Annotated in this window: 12 protein-coding genes; 8 read left to right on the forward strand and 4 right to left on the reverse strand. The window is 36.6% G+C overall.

Going from position 1 to position 14,839, the window contains the following annotated elements; all coding sequences use genetic code 11:
• Both CKV78_RS06320 and CKV78_RS06325 read right to left on the reverse strand, forming a co-directional pair.
• Complete coding sequence (locus tag CKV78_RS06320) at positions 1–507, reverse strand: peptidylprolyl isomerase (RefSeq protein WP_032855466.1); 507 nt, start codon at positions 505–507, stop codon at positions 1–3.
• Positions 508–603: 96 nt separating this feature from the next.
• On the reverse strand, positions 604–1,113 hold the full coding sequence (locus CKV78_RS06325) for a peptidylprolyl isomerase (protein ID WP_005763053.1): 510 nt from the start codon (positions 1,111–1,113) through the stop codon (positions 604–606).
• Positions 1,114–1,266: 153 nt separating this feature from the next.
• On the opposite strand from CKV78_RS06325, the gene cysS reads away from it, so the two are divergent.
• Complete coding sequence (gene cysS, locus CKV78_RS06330) at positions 1,267–2,670, forward strand: cysteine--tRNA ligase (RefSeq protein WP_005763055.1); 1,404 nt, start codon at positions 1,267–1,269, stop codon at positions 2,668–2,670.
• Positions 2,671–2,718: 48 nt separating this feature from the next.
• On the opposite strand, the gene CKV78_RS06335 is transcribed toward cysS, so the two are convergent.
• Complete coding sequence (locus CKV78_RS06335) at positions 2,719–4,386, reverse strand: putative transporter (RefSeq protein WP_005763056.1); 1,668 nt, start codon at positions 4,384–4,386, stop codon at positions 2,719–2,721.
• Between the two features lie 181 nt (positions 4,387–4,567).
• Here CKV78_RS06335 and CKV78_RS06340 point away from each other — a divergent pair, with 181 nt between their 5' ends.
• The 3 genes from CKV78_RS06340 to CKV78_RS06350 all read left to right on the forward strand — a co-directional run bounded on the left by CKV78_RS06340 (position 4,568) and on the right by CKV78_RS06350 (position 8,868).
• A complete protein-coding gene (locus CKV78_RS06340) occupies positions 4,568–6,325 on the forward strand; it encodes an ABC transporter ATP-binding protein/permease (RefSeq protein WP_005763058.1) in 1,758 nt (585 codons plus the stop codon).
• Between the two features lie 162 nt (positions 6,326–6,487).
• Positions 6,488–7,042, forward strand: a complete 555-nt coding sequence (locus CKV78_RS06345; RefSeq protein ID WP_005763060.1) for a DUF5358 domain-containing protein — start codon at positions 6,488–6,490, stop codon at positions 7,040–7,042.
• Between the two features lie 170 nt (positions 7,043–7,212).
• Complete coding sequence (locus CKV78_RS06350) at positions 7,213–8,868, forward strand: phospho-sugar mutase (RefSeq protein WP_005763061.1); 1,656 nt, start codon at positions 7,213–7,215, stop codon at positions 8,866–8,868.
• A 66-nt stretch (positions 8,869–8,934) separates the two neighbouring features.
• Here the strand turns inward: CKV78_RS06350 and CKV78_RS06355 are convergent, their stop codons facing one another.
• A complete protein-coding gene (locus tag CKV78_RS06355) occupies positions 8,935–11,430 on the reverse strand; it encodes a GDYXXLXY domain-containing protein (protein ID WP_005763063.1) in 2,496 nt (831 codons plus the stop codon).
• 122 nt (positions 11,431–11,552) lie between these two features.
• On the opposite strand from CKV78_RS06355, the gene gloA reads away from it, so the two are divergent.
• The 4 genes from gloA to priC all read left to right on the forward strand — a co-directional run bounded on the left by gloA (position 11,553) and on the right by priC (position 14,798).
• Positions 11,553–11,960 (forward strand): lactoylglutathione lyase, encoded by a 408-nt coding sequence (gene gloA, locus CKV78_RS06360; protein ID WP_032855324.1) that lies wholly within the window; start codon positions 11,553–11,555, stop codon positions 11,958–11,960.
• Between the two features lie 77 nt (positions 11,961–12,037).
• Positions 12,038–12,703: a ribonuclease T gene (gene rnt / locus CKV78_RS06365; protein WP_005763066.1), complete on the forward strand. Its 666-nt coding sequence runs from the start codon at positions 12,038–12,040 to the stop codon at positions 12,701–12,703.
• A 134-nt stretch (positions 12,704–12,837) separates the two neighbouring features.
• Positions 12,838–14,196 carry a Na+/H+ antiporter family protein gene (locus CKV78_RS06370; protein WP_005763068.1) on the forward strand — a complete coding sequence of 453 codons (1,359 nt, stop codon included), beginning with the start codon at positions 12,838–12,840 and terminating at the stop codon, positions 14,194–14,196.
• A gap of 47 nt (positions 14,197–14,243) precedes the next feature.
• The gene (gene priC, locus CKV78_RS06375; RefSeq protein WP_005763070.1) at positions 14,244–14,798 is read left to right on the forward strand and encodes a primosomal replication protein PriC; all 555 of its coding nucleotides are present in this window, start codon (positions 14,244–14,246) and stop codon (positions 14,796–14,798) included.
• Positions 14,799–14,839 lie beyond the last annotated feature (41 nt).

Raw genomic sequence — 14,839 nt, forward strand, 5'->3', positions numbered from 1 at the left:
CTATTCAACAGTTACGGACTTAATCATAATATCTTCTTTTGGTACATCACGATGAAAACCTGAACGTTGTGTTGCCACTTGGCTAATACGATCGACCACATCCATTCCAGCAATGACTTTACCAAACACTGCATAACCCCAACCTTTTTGAGTTTCTGAACTAAAATCTAAAAAGCCATTATCTACTGTATTAATAAAAAATTGCGATGTCGCTGAATGTGGATCAGAAGTACGTGCCATTGCCACAGTACCTCGTAAATTTTTTAAGCCGTTATTTGCTTCATTTTTAATTGAGGCATTAGTTTTCTTCTGACTCATACCTGATTCAAATCCACCACCTTGAATCATAAATCCAGGAATAACTCGGTGAAATATTGTGCCATTATAAAAACCACTTTGGCTATACTCAAGAAAGTTCTTCACAGAAACAGGGGCTTTTTCTTCCTCTAACGCAATTTTTATATCACCATAATTAGTATGCAAAATCACATTTTTTGCATTAGCCATTAATGCAAAGCCCATCATCACAAGTGCGGTCAAAAATTTTACGATTTTCATTCTTTTTTCCTAAAAAATTCCCCTCACAGGCGAGGGGCAATAATCTTATTCAACAGTCACAGAAGTAATCACAATTTCTTCTTTTGGGACATCTTGGTGGAAACCTTTATTACCTGTTTTCACCACTTTGATTTTATCTACAACGTCCATACCTTCAACAACTTCACCGAATACACAGTATCCCCATTCTTGAACAACTTCACGGCCATACATCTCTTTTGCACGGTAATCTAAGAACGTATTATCAGCCACATTAATGAAAAATTGTGCAGTTGCAGAATGTGGATCAGAAGTACGAGCCATTGCAATTGTGCCACGTTTATTACTTAAACCGTTGTTTGCTTCATTCTGGATTGGGGCATTGGTATTTTTCTCACGCATATTTACGTCCATCCCCCCCCCTTGAATCATAAATCCATCAATCACTCTGTGGAAAATTGTGTTATCATAGAACCCACTTTTACAGTAATTTACAAAGTTTTCCGCAGTGTTTGGTGCTTTATCAAAATTAAGTTGAATTTTGATATCACCCAAATTTGTATGCAATGTGATCATATTCGTTTTTCCTCTCGCTTTTTTAAAGGTTTAATTATTTCATAAAAGCATAATAAATGCTATAAAGAGCCTTCGGTTTATAATTCTGCAAACAGCTGTAAAAGTGCGGACTGTTTTACAACATTTCAATAAACATATTAGAGAACGAACCAAATGTTAAAAATTTACAATACACTGACAAGAGAAAAAGAGATTTTTAAACCTATACACGCCAATAAAGTAGGTATGTATGTTTGTGGCATTACTGTTTATGATTTATGTCACGTTGGGCACGGTCGTACGTTTGTTTGTTTTGATGTTATTGCTCGTTACCTACGCTATTTAGGGTATGACCTCACTTATGTGCGTAATATTACAGATGTAGACGATAAAATTATCAAACGTGCATTAAAAAATAGGGAATCTTGCGATCAGTTAGTTGATCGAATGGTTGCTGAAATGTACAAAGACTTTGATATGTTAAATGTATTACGTCCAGATGTTGAGCCTCGTGCAACACACCACATTGCCGAAATCATCACACTAGTTGAAAAACTCATTCAACGTGGTCACGCTTATGTTTCGAGTAATGGTGATGTAATGTTTAACGTAGAAAGCTTTAAAGAATATGGCAAGTTGTCTCGCCAAAACTTAGAGCAACTGCAAGCAGGTGCTCGTGTTGAAATCGTTCATATTAAGAAAAATCCAATGGATTTTGTATTATGGAAAATGTCAAAACCAGAAGAACCAAGCTGGGATTCACCTTGGGGACCGGGTCGACCAGGTTGGCATATTGAGTGTTCCGCAATGAATTACAAGGTATTAGGTGAACATTTCGATATCCATGGTGGAGGTTCTGATTTAATGTTCCCACACCACGAGAACGAAATTGCGCAATCTTGCTGTGCTCACGGTAATCAGTATGTCAATTATTGGATGCATTCTGGAATGATTATGGTGGATAGAGAAAAAATGTCAAAATCCCTTGGCAACTTCTTTACTCTGCGTGATGTGTTAAATATTTATGATGCAGAAAGCGTACGTTACTTCTTATTGAATGCACATTACCGTAGTCCACTCAATTATAGTGAAGAAAACCTTAATTTAGCACATACTGCACTAGAACGTTTATACACTGCATTACGTGGTACAGACAAAAGTGCGATAGCTTGTGGTGGAGAAAATTACATTAATGCATTCAAAGAAGCGATGAATGATGACTTCAATACCCCAAATGCTGTTTCAGTACTCTTTGAAATTGCACGCGAAGTTAATAAATTAAAAAATGAAGATATGGAAAAAGCCAATAGTCTTGCTGCACGTTTACGTGAATTAGCAGATATTTTAGGCTTACTCTATCAAGATCCTGAAGAGTTTTTACAATCAGGTTTAGATGATGAAGAAGTGAAACTCATTGAATCATTGATTAAACAGCGTAATGAAGCACGTGCAGCAAAAGACTGGGCAACTGCCGATGCAGCACGGGAGCAACTCAGCAAAATGAAGGTAGTACTAGAAGACGGTGCAAACGGCACTACTTGGCGTAAAGATATTCAAACAGAGTCTGAAGCTGAATAAAATAAAGGTCTAGTAGAAATACTAGACCTTTTTTCTTTCTGGTATTTACTAGGCCATAAAGGTCCACAGTAATATCGCAAGTAACTGCGGTGAAATAATCCTTAAGAACATCACTAATGGATATACTGTTGCATAAGATAATGCTGCAGCACCACTGTCTTCTTTAATTGCATTTGCAAATGCAAGAGCTGGAGGATCTGTCATTGAACCAGCTAACAAACCACATAATGTTAAGTAGTTCATTTTTGCATATATGCGCGCAATGATACTTGTCACAATTAATGGAATAAATGTAATCAATATACCGAATCCCATCCATTCTAAGCCATTACCTTCAGTAAGAGTATGTACGAAATTTCCACCAGACTTTAACCCTACAACTGCAAGGAACAATACAATACCTATTTCACGCAATGCAAGGTTCGCACTTGGTGGCATAAACCAATAAAGTTTACCGATACTACCGATACGCGCCAAAATTAACGCAACCACTAATGGTCCGCCAGCTAAGCCTAATTTCAAGGCGACAGGGAAACCAGGAATATGGAAAGGAATTGAACCCAATAAAACCCCTAAACCAATCCCTATAAAAACAGGTAACATTTGAACTTGCTGTAATTTTTGTTGTGCATTACCAATGATAGATACCGCTTGGTTTAACACTTCACTGCGGCCAACAACGTGTAAAACGTCCCCAAACTGTAATGTGGTGTTAGCAGTTGGAACAAGTTCCACACCTGCACGGTTTAAACGTGAAATCACAACGCCATATTTTTGGTGAATGCCTAAAGAACGAATACGTTTACCCAATACTTTTTCATTAGTCACAACAATACGCTCCGAACGTAAGTCACCAGTAAAGCTTGCTAACGGGACATCAACTTCTTCACCAAGCACTAATTTCATTTTGCGTAACGCTGGAATATCACCCACTAAATGCAATAAGTCGCCAAACTTAATCACAGTATCCGCTTGTGGCACACTAATATTTTCTTCACGTTTTAAGCGAGTACAAACCACATCTTTCTTCGCATCAAACCCCGGAATATCCACTAAACGCAAGCCATCTAAATTTTTGTTAGTTACTTTAATATTCATTGAAGTAAGGCTTTCTTTGTCTTGTCCACTTTCTTTATTAAAGTTTTGAGCTTCTTCATCAATTTTGACTTTGAAGAATAAACGCACTAACCACATTGTTAATAAAATGCCACAAATACCAAATGGATAAGCCATCGCATACGCCATCCCCATATTAGACGTAGTATGTGATAAACCTAACTCAGCGAGAATTTGCTGACCTGCACCAAGAGAAGGCGTGTTGGTAACAGCACCAGAATAGATACCTAAAATAATATCAAGTGGTACATCAACCAACATATAGATGCCTACTACAGTCAAAGAACCTAATATGACAATAAGAGCGGCCAATCCATTGAGTTTTAAACCGGATTCTCTAAGAGAAGCAAAAAAGCCCGGACCAACCTGAATACCAATAGTATAAACAAATAAAATGAGACCAAATTCCTGAATAAAGTGCAGTGTATGTTGGTCTAGTTCAAGGCTGGTATATTGCTTGATAAAGTGGGCAACAATAATACCACCAAATAGCACCCCACCGATGCCTAACCCCACGCCTCTAATCTTCCAATGTCCTATCCACAATCCAATGACAGCAACAAGTGCAAGGAGGCTAATCGTGATCGCAATGTCACTCATAATTTACCTCTACATCAATTTAAAATTTAATAAAATTAACTAAAATGGATTATAACAATCTAAAAAATGAAAAACTTGAAGAAATACTAAAATTTTAATCTCAATCACATTTTTCTTGCCTCAGTTGTAAAAATCTTTAAGAATATTGGCTTATTTTTTAACAATTTTTTACGGAATAAATATGAACTGGCTACAGGAATTATCGGATTCATTTTTTTGGATATTTAAAACGCTGGCGATTACCTCAGTGGTCTTCCCATTAACACTTTATCTGCTATCAAAAACAACTCGATGGGCACATCAATTTTATTTATTAGCCAAAGATTATTTAAATCCGAAACGTAGCCTTTCCCCTCTTATTAATTTTACCATTATTGTCTTCTTTAACTTACTTTCAGTGCGAATGGGTATTCTGTTTTCAAACTGGTACAACGCTATGTATAAAGCATTACAAGATATGAATATCGACGCATTCTGGCAACAAATGGCTGTATTTTCTGCTATTGCGACAATCAGTGTGAGTAATGCCTTATTAAGCTATTATCTAAGCAAACGTTTTGTCATTCACTGGCGCACTTGGTTAAATGAAGAAATGCTCACAAAATGGACGGACAAGCAAGCCTATTATAAGACACAATATCTTAGCTACCAATTAGATAACCCAGATCAACGTATTCAACAAGATATTAATGCTTTTATTTCAACTTCTTTAGACTTTGCAACAGGGCTAATTTCTTCCGTGGTATCTATCTTCGCCTTCACCATGATCTTATGGAATTTATCTGGACCAATGACTATTGCTAATGTAGAAATTCCACACGCAATGGTATTTTTAGTCTTTATTTATGTACTGATTACCAGTATTTTTGCCTTCAAATTAGGACGCCCACTTATCAAATTAAACTTTGATAACGAACGCTTAAATGCGAATTATCGTTATTCGCTAATTCGTCTTAAAGAATATGCCGAAAGTATTGCGTTTTATCGTGGCGAAAAAATGGAAAAAAATCTATTGTTAAAACAATTTAGTAAGGTAATTGATAACTTATGGGGAATTGTATTCCGCACGTTAAAACTCTCAGGCTTTAACTTAATTGTCTCTCAAGTATCAGTAGTGTTTCCATTTATCATTCAATCAGTGCGTTATTTTAATAACCAAATCAGCTTGGGGGATTTAATTCAAACCAGTGATGCTTTCGGGCGAGTACAATCTGCTCTTTCGTTTTTCCGTAATTCCTATGATGAATTTACAGCATATCGTGCTGTTTTAAACCGCTTGACCGGCTTCCATACTGCAGTACAAGAAGCTAATAAGCTATCAAATTTGCAAATTGAAGACAGTCAAACAGATATTCGTTTTAACAAATTAACTGTCAATACACCAGATGGTAAAACTTTAATCAAAGATTTAGATTTACATCTGCCAGCGGGTAGCTCATTACTCATTCAAGGTAATTCAGGCGCAGGAAAGACGACTTTATTGCGTGCAATAGCTGGATTGTGGACATATGCAAACGGTAAAATTATTTGCCCACAAAGAAATACACTATTCTTATCACAAAGACCTTATTTACCACAAGGCCGCTTGATTGATGCGCTCTACTACCCTGATCTTGCACCAAACAACATTGACAGCCAAAGTGCGGCAGAAATTTTACAAAAAGTGCAGTTAGGTCACCTCTCAGATAAACTAGAGCAAGAAAATGATTGGACACGTGTGCTGTCATTAGGCGAACAACAGCGTCTGTCTTTCGCACGCATTTTAATTCATAAACCCATTGTAGCTTATTTAGATGAAGCTACAGCCAGTATGGACGAAGGTTTAGAAGACGCAATGTATCGCCTACTGAAACAAGAGTTACCACAAATGACAATGATTAGTGTTGGTCACCGTTCAACGTTAATTTCCCATCACCAACAATGTTTAAAAATTGAATAAAACGAATACGGGCTTTAACCAACCTTAAAGCCTAACTTTCAATTCAAAACTTTGCAAAAAATGACCGCACTTTTGTGTTTTTAAACGAGGATACGCTTTCTAAAAGTTCTCATTATTGTTAGAATCCGAGCCGATTTTTTTATAATTTAAACAAGGTTTGTTATGTTAAAGAAATTCTTTGTTACCGCCATCTTTCTTTTTTTGAGTGGCTGTTTATCAACGGAAAAACCAAACACATTTCCGGCAGAATTTGCCAATTTAGACTATGAATTGCTAGACAAAGATGCTCAACGTTGGGCTGTGGCGAGTGTGCAAGTAGAGCAATGTATTTATCCAAATCTCACTCGTATTCAACGTGAACATTTTTCAAAAGAAGATGCCTACATTCATTCACAATATGTGTTCTTTTATCCTTTAGAAGAGATTATTGGTGATGAATATGTCAAAATGATCCAATCTGATGAAAAATCAATGGGTTATGCTACGCATCAATATAAACGCTTTAAAACAAAAGAGGTTTCACCATTAAAAGAAGAGCAGTGTGAGATTTTACGTAAGCAAGCACGTGACGATCTTGCAGTTGTCAAAGGGCAATATAAAAGCGGAATGGCGGAAGAAAATCAGAACAAAGACAAATCAAATCCTGACGGTGTAGCAACAGGTCAAAATAAGTTTTTCTTCGACATCATAAAATGGGGAGCTGCACTGATTTTATAATCAGATAAAACCATTCAATCCTTTCATATTCAAAACAAATCTTAAAAGCAATCGTTTACAAAGTGACTAAGCTCAAATAATTTGAGTTTAGTCATTTTCATTCTTCCATTTTTGAGCTAGTCTAACAGTATTACACGCGGCATAATTTTATTAAAAATTAAGGAGAATTTATGACTATTTTCACTCTCGCTCAAAACTGGCTAGCACAAGACCCTGATGCTGAAACTCGTGCAGAATTAGAGCAACTAATTTCAGCAGCTCAGTCTGGTGATGAAAAAGCACAAGCAGAATTAACTGGTCGTTTTGATGGTCGTTTACAGTTTGGTACCGCCGGTTTACGCGGTCGTTTACAAGCAGGATCTATGGGGATGAATCGAGTGCTTGTTGCTCAAGCAGCTGGTGGTTTAGCAGAGTATTTAAAAGGCTACGACAAAGAACCTTCTATCGTAATTGGTTATGACGGTCGTAAAAATTCAGATGTATTTGCACGTGATACTGCAGAAATTATGGCTGGTGCAGGTATCAAAGCTTATTTATTACCACGTAAATTGCCGACTCCAGTACTTGCATACGCAATTAAATATTTTGATACTACCGCTGGTGTAATGGTTACTGCAAGCCATAACCCACCGGAAGACAATGGTTATAAAGTTTATTTAGGTAAAGCAAATGGCGGTGGTCAAATTGTTTCACCAGCAGACCAAGATATTGCGAAACTAATTGATAAAGTTGCTGCTGGTTCAATTAAAAATTTACCACGTAGTCAAGATTTTGTTGTATTAAATGACGAAGTGGTTGATGCATACATTGCAAAAACAGCATCACTTGCGAAAGAACCACAAACAGATATTAACTACGTATATACTGCAATGCACGGTGTGGGCTACGAAGTATTAAGTAAAACTTTAGCAAAAGCAGGTTTACCGCAACCAAGCGTAGTAGCAGAACAAGTATGGCCTGACGGCACATTCCCAACGGTAAATTTCCCTAACCCTGAAGAAAAAGGTGCATTAGACTTAGCAATTAAATTAGCAAAAGAGAAAAATGCAGAATTTATCATTGCAAATGACCCAGATGCTGACCGTTTAGCCGTTGCAGTGCCAGACACAGAAGGCAATTGGAAAGGCTTGCACGGTAATGTGGTTGGTTGCTTCTTAGGTTGGTACCTAGCAAAACAATACCACGCACAAGGTCAAAAAGGTGTGTTAGCTTGCTCGCTAGTATCTTCACCGGCACTGGCTGAAATTGCAAAAAAATATGGTTTTGAATCAGAAGAAACATTAACAGGATTCAAATATATTGGTAAAGTTGATGGTTTATTATTCGGTTTTGAAGAGGCATTAGGCTACTTAGTTGACCCAGACAAAGTGCGTGATAAAGATGGTATCTCTGCTGCAATAGTGTTCTTAGATTTGGTACGTAACTTGAAAAAACAAGGTAAAACATTAGCAGATTACGCAGATGAATTTACTAAAGAATTCGGTGCATATGTGAGTGGACAAATCTCAATTCGCGTTGATGATTTATCTGAAATCGGTAAATTAATGACCGCACTTCGCAACAATCCACCAAGCGAAATTGGTGGTTTTAAAGTAGCTCAATTCTTAGATCACACTAAAACGGATCGCCAAAGTGATATTTTAGTTTTCGTACTTGAAAATGGCAGCCGCTTAATCGCTCGTCCATCAGGTACAGAGCCGAAAATCAAATTCTACTTAGATGCGAAAGGTAAAGATCCACAAGATGCAGATAAAGTATTAGCACAATTTGATGAAAGCGTTCGCCAAATCTTACGCAAAGATGAATTCGGTAAACAAGCTTGCTAATCCGTAATTAAAAATACAAAAATGGCACAGATAAATATCCGTGCCATTTTATTTATCTTGTTCTTCTTATAGTACTTTGAGATTTTTATCCAATAAACGGTACAATAAGGCAGTACCATTTTTGAATCGATATTCTGCATATTCTGCTTGCGCAAAATACTCCCCTTTGCCTTCTGCAAAGAAATAATCTTGGCTTGGTAAACCAGGCCACCAATGCGAAACCTTAATTGGCAAATAAATATTTGGCGTGCAACCATCAAAATTCGTTGGTTTATCTATTTCTAAACGGCATAAAGTGGATACCCCCAATTCATCACGTTTAAGTAATGCATAGATAAAATATTTTTTCTCATCTAATATTCCTGATATTTCACTATCTTCCGTATTTTCTGTTTGAAATAACTCTATCTCATTGGAAACATCACCCAAAATTTCATAATTCAAGGTCATATAATCACCTTGCATTAATGAACGAGGATCAAGTGGTGCAGTTTTTAAAATAATTGGCTCACCAGTGTTTAATACATCTTCATAAGTGTGCACTTTATTTTGTGCAGCGAAGCTGATTGCAAGTGCTACGATGGAGGTTAAGGTAATTTTCACAAGGAAAACTTTTCTATTTTGTACCGCACTTTCAACGGTATTCAGCTCATTATCTTGACGTTGACGTAACAAAATAAAGATAAACACTCCCCAAATAACACCAAGGAGCATTAATAAAAAAGCTTTATGTAACAATGGCACACCGAGCCAATAATAATATGCAGCTAGATTGACAATGATGCCCAAAGTCGCCACCGCAAACAAAATACGACTGGCACTCAAATAAGCTAATAACAATAAGGCAAAGCAGCTTAATGTAGCATTTGCTGAAATAAAACCTAAACACAATAAGCCAATCACTACAAATAACAACACTTGAGTGGTTTTATTGAGTTCAAAACGCTGACTTAACAAAATAAAGAAAATTATTGGCAGAATTGAAAGGAGCAATGTCAGGATTTTCAATAACCAATTTTCCTGATTAAACTCCGTAAAAAATTGCATAGTAATCACATTAAACCAATCCCCCAAACCATCGATTTTCGGCAATTCTGGAACAGGTTCAAACATCATCGTTGAACGGAATATTTCAATGATAGGTAGCGATAGCCCTACTAATAACATTGCCCAAACAGCAGGTAACAACAAATGGCTTAGCACATTTTCCGTACGTACTACACAGTAATAATATAAACCTAAGCCAAATAACATCATCCAAAGTGGTGTAGAAAATAGAAGCTGAGTTGGGAGATATTGTTCTTCGATATATACAATCCCTTCAAAATATCGAATGTAAAACAACATCCCGATAAGGAATAAAACACTAATTAAAAAACGTAGCCAAACTGATGGTCGTAAGAAATAAAAAATAGCATAAAGCACTAACATCAGTAGGAAATAAGTGGTTAAATAAAATTCAAATAAAAAGAAAACAAAATAAATGATAATCCCAACTGCACTTAGAATATCAATAGCAATTTCAAATAAATCATTTCTGTCTTTTGAGCTGAAATGCATTATCGCCGCAATGGCTAGTATAAATAAACTGAGGTAAATGAAATCGTGTTTGTTGTCGAGTATTTCAAATGCAAATACAACCATTGCTAAAAATAGCACAGTACAGAACAACATTAAAAAAATAAAGAGTGGGTAAATATGCCATGTTATTTTTTTGGCTGACGGATTATGCTTTTTAAACCACTTAGTTAAAATCATTATCCCACCAATCGTTGATGCAAAGGCGCTTACTGTTACTAAGAAAAGTCCCGAAACATCTCCTAATTCCCATAAAAATCTAGTATTGATACTAATGACGAGGTAAGTAAATAGAATAACCAAATTAAGAAAATCAAATCGACGTTCTTTATAATAGTAAATTAAGCCTGCACAAATAAACCAAGAGAGAATAGCATAATCCAACACGAGCCAAATAAACACAGACACTAAACTGATTAAAAGCAGCTTTGGTAGTACTCGCCAGCTAAGATCTTTTAAATTTGCACCAAAAAACTCATATAGCACTAATAAAATGAGATTTAATCCAATTAACAATAGGTCTAGTATTTCCCCATTCATATGTTCACTCAACACTAATGTTGTATTGGCTGTGGTGGCAAATAGTAATGCGCTACCGATATTCGGGAATAAAATCAAAAATGGAATTTGACAAGCTGACCAAATAGCAAACAGCTCCCAAACATCAGCCCCCGTTTGGTACGTTTGCCCAATTAGTGCAAATAATCCACCAAGAAAAACCAGTGACAAGAAAGAAAAAATCAAAGATAGAAATGAAGTATCATTGTGGAACTTAGATTCTCGGTAATAAAAAAACAAATTTAAGACAATAGTAATTAAAAATAGTGAGTGTACACCATAAAGTTTTTGAAATTTAGAAAAATAATCCCAATTCGCTGCGATCCAAGTAATAACACCACTTGCAAAAAAACCAGCGCTTAGCAATGCAACTAACAGTGTCAAATACCCCTGCCAAGATAAATTAAACAATGTATTTTTTTGCATATGTTTTCCTTCCTCTTGATAAATTGATGATTTTTCGCATTGATTATGGCATAATCTCAATCGATTCTGACAAATACTTTACATATATTTTAACTCATTCACTGTAACCCTAGGAGTCACTTATGCGAATTCTACATACTATGTTACGTGTCACTGATTTAACTCGCTCAATAAAGTTCTATCAAGACGTGTTAGGTATGCGTTTATTACGTACAAGCGAAAATGAAGAATATAAATATACACTTGCTTTCTTAGGTTACGATGATGAAGACAAAGCCTCTGTATTAGAATTAACCTATAATTGGGGCATCACCGAATATGAATTAGGTACCGCATATGGCCATATCGCCATTGGTGTAGATGATATTTATACTACCTGTGAAACAGTTCGCAAAGCGGGTGGCAAAATAACACGTGAGCCAGGTCCAGTAAAAGGCGGTAAAACGGTTATTGCATTTGTTGAAGACCCTGATGGCTATAAAATTGAATTTATTGAAAATAAACACGCACAATCAGGACTTGGCAATTAAAAAGTGCGGTCAATTTTCAAAAAATTTTAAATAGCGTGGCGTTGTCCACGCTATTTGTTTCGAAATAGGATAAAAATGTGACAGAACTTCAAACAAGCAGCCCAAACGACTCAAACAATCCTAATTTATTAAAAAATCGCTTTCGTGGTTATTTTCCTGTAATTATTGATGTTGAAACGGCGGGATTTAATGCAAAGACTGATGCATTATTAGAACTAGCTGCGATCACCGTAAAAATGGACGACAACGGCCTCCTCCAGCCTGATCAAAAATGCCACTTTCATATTGAACCCTTTGAAGGCGCTAATATCAATCCCGAATCATTGCAATTTAACGGTATTGATATTCATAATCCATTGCGGGGGGCGGTAAGTGAAACTCACGCCATCACTGAATTATTTAGAATGGTTCGCAAAGGTCAAAAAGATGCAGATTGCCAACGCTCAATTATCGTGGCGCATAATGCCGTATTCGATCAAAGTTTTATTATGGCTGCTGCTGAACGCACTGGGGTAAAACGCAATCCATTCCACCCTTTTGGAATGTTTGATACAGCAACTTTAAGTGGATTTATGCTTGGGCAAACAGTGTTAGTGAAAGCTTGCCAAGTCGCCAAAATCCCATTTGATGGCAAACAAGCGCATTCCGCACTTTATGATACCGAACGCACCACAGAATTATTCTGTTATATGGTCAATCACTTAAAATCACTTGGTGGCTTTCCTCACCAAAGAAGTGAATAAGATCAAGCTAGAATCGACTTAACATTGCATAAGAAAAAGCAAATTTGCGATTTTTTATGCAAATGTTATAGACAAATTATTTTTTTTTAGTACATTTAGAAATTCTTTCTAAAAATAACCTAGGGATAAACACAATGTTATTATCAAATCCAGTTGTGATTTCCATTGTTGTTTTACTTGCTTTAAGCCTATTACGTATTAATGTGGTCATTGCACTTGTAATTTCGGCTTTAGTTGCAGGTTTAACGGGCGATCTTGGAATCAGCGAAACAATTAAAACCTTTACCAATGGCCTAGGCGGTGGTGCTGAAGTTGCAATGAACTATGCAATTTTAGGTGCATTCGCTGTGGCAATTTCAAAATCAGGTATTACTGATTTATTAGCTTATAAAGTGATTAAACGCTTAGGAAACACGCCAACGACACGTTCAATGGCTGGTTTTAAATATTTTATCCTAGGAATTTTGACTTTATTTGCGATTTCCTCACAAAACTTATTACCAGTACATATCGCATTTATTCCAATCGTAATTCCACCACTTTTAGCGATCTTCAACAAATTAAAGCTTGACCGCCGTGCAGTAGCTTGTGTGTTAACTTTTGGTTTAACTGCTACATATATGCTATTACCAGTAGGCTTCGGTAAAATTTTTATTGAAAGTGTACTTGTGAAAAACATCAACCAAGCTGGTGCAACTTTAGGCTTACAAACCTCTGTAGCGGAAGTATCACTCGCAATGGCTGTACCAGTTATTGGGATGATTTTAGGTTTATTAACTGCTGTATTTATCAGTTATCGTAAACCAAGAGAATATGCCGTTACTCACGCAGAAATTAGCACTGCTGATATCGAAGCGCATATTGCAAATATCAGACCATTCCACATTGGTGCAAGTTTAGTTGCAATCGTCGTCACGTTTGCATTGCAATTATTCACTAGCTCAACCATTATTGGCGGTTTAGCTGGTCTAGTTATATTCGCAGTTTGTGGTATTTTCAAATTAAAAGAAAGCAACGATATTTTCCAACAAGGTTTACGTTTAATGGCGATGATTGGCTTTGTGATGATTGCGGCATCAGGTTTTGCGAATGTAATTAATACAACAGGTGGTGTAACTGTATTAGTAGAAACATTCAGTCAAGGCTTAGGTGCTGATAGCAAAGGTATCGCAGCGTTCCTGATGCTATTAGTGGGCTTATTTATCACAATGGGTATCGGGTCATCATTCTCAACTGTACCAATCATTACTTCAATTTATGTGCCACTTTGCTTGTCATTAGGTTTCTCACCACTTGCAACTGTATCAATTATCGGTGTATCTGCAGCATTAGGTGATGCTGGTTCACCAGCTTCAGACTCAACATTAGGACCAACATCGGGTCTCAATGCTGATGGTAAACACGATCACATTTGGGATTCAGTAGTACCAACCTTTATTCACTACAACATTCCGCTCATCATCTTCGGCTGGTTAGCTGCAATGTATCTCTAATAAAAAATCCTCCCGTTCGGGAGGATTCTTTTTCTCAAGGTAAGGCGATGACAAAGACAGAACTAATTGCACAACTCTCTCAAAAAGTGGATCAACTTTACCAACAAGTTGGTGCTAAAAAAGATCAACGCCTTACCTACAAACTTGAAGCGCATTTATTTAGTGAGCACTATCAAACCTATACTTTTTATTTTAATGAAATAAAACAGACTTTAACGCAATTAGACAAGATCGATGAACAAGATCTGGAGCTTTGCCGTTTTCTTGTAGAAAAATTTCTGTCTCAGTGTACAGCGATTTCTGATAGCCTACTTCTTAAGAAAAACCAACAAACCACCACATTTACACCACAAAACAAACAAGACATTCACCGTCTTCCACCGCGTGAGCGTTTAGCAAAATATTACGAAGCATTAAACGCACTCAATCAGAAAATCACTGATTATCAAGACCGGCAGTTAAAGTGTACTGACCCTAATCAGCAATACCAGTTAGCGCAACGCATTGCCTTTAACCAACTTCGCCGCGATAAATGTTTGAATGCGATTGAAACTTTAGAAGAATATTTAGTCTTTAAACATAAGCGCAAACAGCGGACTTAATAATACATAAAAAGTGCGGTTAAAATTGTGTGATTTTCTCT

It is taken from the genome of Pasteurella dagmatis, assembly GCF_900186835.1.
Lineage (GTDB): Bacteria > Pseudomonadota > Gammaproteobacteria > Enterobacterales > Pasteurellaceae > Pasteurella > Pasteurella dagmatis.